Genomic DNA, 379 nt, shown 5'->3' on the forward strand with positions numbered 1-379 from the left:
ACCAGATCATAGGAGTTTGCGTCGTCCATTTGATCTTGGTTTAGAATACGAAGTGTTTAAACTGTGAAGTCCGAAGCTATAGAGTAACTCCGAGGCTCCAAAGCTATGGCAGATACGACACCATCACCGCCCGCGTGCGACGTCGACGGAACGTGCTACTGTCCGCTGACCGGCGTCATTACCGTGTTGAGTCGGAAGTACGCGATACAACTGATAAGCATCGTCGGAGCGCACGAGTCGCTCCGGTTCGCCGAGATCGAGGATCACTTCCCCGGCGCCAGCACTTCGACCATCTCGAAGCGGCTCGACGAGTTCGAGGAGGCGGATCTGATCACCCGAACGCAGTACGACGAGATCCCGCCCCGCGTCGAGTACGCGC

The 379-nt window shown here is 57.0% G+C and carries 1 protein-coding gene; it reads left to right on the top strand.

Annotated elements, in window-relative coordinates:
- Nucleotides 1-105 precede the first annotated feature (105 nt).
- On the top strand, nt 106-379 hold a 274-nt coding region (locus EXE45_RS21590), incomplete at its 3' end, for a helix-turn-helix domain-containing protein (protein ID WP_137695152.1).

The sequence above is a fragment of the Halorubrum sp. SP9 genome (genome assembly GCF_005435015.1).
GTDB classification, from domain to species: domain Archaea; phylum Halobacteriota; class Halobacteria; order Halobacteriales; family Haloferacaceae; genus Halorubrum; species Halorubrum sodomense.